The following is a 1,825-nucleotide window of genomic DNA, read 5'->3' on the forward strand; positions in this document are numbered from 1 at the left end:
GGTACATAATAAAGGTTATGTTAAATATGCATAACCATAGCTCCGGTCGGCACTGACTCGAACGTGAGTGCGCCCAAGTAAAACTAGCGACAAATGAACGACGAAATTGCCGGCTCTGATGCCTCGCGGCGAGGACTAGGTAGCTGTATGACGAGCAAGCCTTTGGGCCTGGCTGCGTTTGTGGTTGGCATCGCGATCTTTGCTTGCTCCCTCGTCATTACCAGGCGCGTTGGCCTGGCCGGTGTGGACGGCTTGCTGGCTCTAGGCGGAGCCACCCTGGGCACAGGGGTGGCTTCGTTTGGAGGCTACATCGCGTTCGATTTTGAACTACCTGCCAAACTGCATTCGTCGCTACGCGAAGGCTCAGAGCGTGGCAAATCGCAGCCGTTGTAACCCTGTCGAAATTGTCTTGCCACGCAGTCTCAAAACGCGTACAGTAATCAAAACAGAGGTTGCATTCCATAGTTCGACTCGGCTGGCTGAGTCGGTCGTTTTACACCCTGCCAAGTGCGCAGGGCTACAGGAGAAAATCATGAATGCTTTCCGCTTTCTCGTGCTTGTCGTGTACGGCATCCCCGCCTTCGTTGTGCTGCTGCACTGGATCGCGAACGCCGGCCGCTTCATGCACTGATTCACGCCACTACCTGCTTGGAGGTCGGTATGAGGCTTGCCGTTGACAACATCGAGGCCATGACGCCGCAACAGGAGCGAGATTTCTGGACGTTCTTCGCAAGCGATATTGCGCGCGATGATGGGTCGGTTGCGCGCCGGCATCTGGAGGCCGGCAACCCAGTGTATGTACACACGCCGGAGACCCCAGTCGGCATGATCGAGAAGAGGTTTCCGAACGGCCGTCGCCAGTTGGTGACGTGGGACAGCTCAGGCGAGCACGTTGTGTCCGAGTTGTCGCTGTCGTGAGCCAGGAGCAGTCGCATAAGCCGCAGCTATGGGTTGTGGCAGGCCCCAATGGGGCCGGCAAGACAACGCTCACTGGACAGCATTTCGCGGGGCGTGTCGTTGTCGTCAATCCTGACGATATTGCGCTTCGCATCAATCCCCACCACAACGGATCGTCGGCAGTCATGGTGCAGGCCGGCCGTGAAGCCATCAAGCAACGTGAAGCACTGCTTGCGCAGAAGGCCAGCTTCGCTGTCGAGACGACGCTAACCGGAAAAGGCGAACTGGATCTCATGCGCCGCGCTTCGGCGCAGGGGTACAAAGTCAACCTCTTCTTTGTCGGGTTGGACAACGCCCAGCTTTCGGCTGGCCGTGTCGCGCAACGCGTTCGGAGCGGTGGCCACCCTGTTCCTTTGGACGATATTTTCCGTCGCTTCGATCGTAGCTTGGCGAACCTGTCTGTCGCCCTGCCGATGGCCGATCGCGCGTTCGTGCTCGATAACAGCGGGCTCCGTCGTCAGCTCCTGCTTTCCGTGGAGAACGGTCGCGTCAAACACTTCACCAAGCAATTGCCGGCATGGGCGCAGACAGCCATTCCGGCAGCCATGCAGACGGTGGCGAACAACCATCGCTCCCACGCGTTCAAGCTATGAGAAAGATCGGATACGCACGTGTCGGCCCGTTTGACAAAAGCGCCGATGCAGAAGCCCAGCGGCTTGCCGATGCTGGATGCTGTGAAATCCACAAGGACACCAAGTGCGGGCCTGGCGCGGCCAGGCCGATGCTCGATGAGGCCATGTCAAAGCTGCGTGCCGGCGATACGTTGGTCGTGTGCTCGCTGAGCCGGCCGGCGAAATCCATTAAGCATCTGATGGAGCTGGCTACCGAGCTGGACAAGCGCGGTGCCCACCTGTGCAGTCTGAGCGAG

The 1,825-nt window shown here is 58.8% G+C and carries 4 protein-coding genes; all 4 read left to right on the forward strand.

Features of this window, described 5'->3' with window-relative positions; all coding sequences use genetic code 11:
- Positions 1-93 precede the first annotated feature (93 nt).
- On the forward strand, positions 94-393 hold the full coding sequence (locus tag AAHM38_RS25350; protein WP_342234414.1) for a hypothetical protein: 300 nt from the start codon (positions 94-96) through the stop codon (positions 391-393).
- A 267-nt stretch (positions 394-660) separates the two neighbouring features.
- Entirely contained in the window at positions 661-918 is a 258-nt protein-coding gene (locus AAHM38_RS25355; RefSeq protein WP_324778287.1) for a hypothetical protein, read from the forward strand.
- The gene (locus AAHM38_RS25360; RefSeq protein ID WP_342234415.1) at positions 915-1,550 is read left to right on the forward strand and encodes a zeta toxin family protein; all 636 of its coding nucleotides are present in this window, start codon (positions 915-917) and stop codon (positions 1,548-1,550) included. The genes AAHM38_RS25355 and AAHM38_RS25360 overlap by 4 nt, the downstream gene beginning before the upstream one ends.
- The coding region (locus AAHM38_RS25365) for a recombinase family protein (protein WP_342234416.1) at positions 1,547-1,825 on the forward strand (279 nt) is incomplete at its 3' end. The genes AAHM38_RS25360 and AAHM38_RS25365, both read left to right, overlap by 4 nt.

This window comes from Ralstonia sp. OTU4908, assembly GCF_038440115.1.
Classification (GTDB): Bacteria; Pseudomonadota; Gammaproteobacteria; order Burkholderiales; family Burkholderiaceae; genus Ralstonia; species Ralstonia pickettii.

Excerpts from the sequence above, each read along its gene's own strand:
- AAHM38_RS25350 (WP_342234414.1), top strand. The coding sequence starts at position 94 with ATGAACGACGAAATTGCCGGCTCTGATGCCTCGCGGCGAGGACTAGGT.
- AAHM38_RS25355 (WP_324778287.1), top strand. The coding sequence starts at position 661 with ATGAGGCTTGCCGTTGACAACATCGAGGCCATGACGCCGCAACAGGAG.